We start from the raw sequence: 294 nt of genomic DNA on the forward strand, positions 1-294 counted from the left end.
GTATGCCCGTTATTACCTAAGTCAAAATGATTCGCTGCCAAAGCTATTTAGCTACTTAATGTTATTTATGACCGCCATGCTGGGCATTGTTATGTCAAACAATGTGATTCAGTTATGGGTATTTTGGGAGCTAACCAGTAGTAGCTCGTTCTTGTTGATCAGTTACTGGTGGCACAAATCAGAGGCGCGCAAGGGGGCGCGCATGGCATTAGCAGTAACCGGCGCAGGTGGTTTAGCCTTGCTGGGTGGTTTAATGTTGTTAGGCGATATTGTTGGAAGTTACGACTTAGACAC

General features: G+C 45.2%; 1 protein-coding gene. It reads left to right on the forward strand.

Translation table 11 applies throughout. The features are described from left to right. Positions 1-294: proton-conducting transporter membrane subunit (locus SB765_RS28930; RefSeq protein ID WP_410932392.1), on the forward strand; the 294-nt coding region annotated here is incomplete at both ends.

Origin of the sequence: Pseudomonas sp. SIMBA_067, assembly GCF_046534675.1 — a bacterium.
Taxonomy (GTDB): Bacteria; Pseudomonadota; Gammaproteobacteria; order Pseudomonadales; family Pseudomonadaceae; genus Aquipseudomonas; species Aquipseudomonas putida.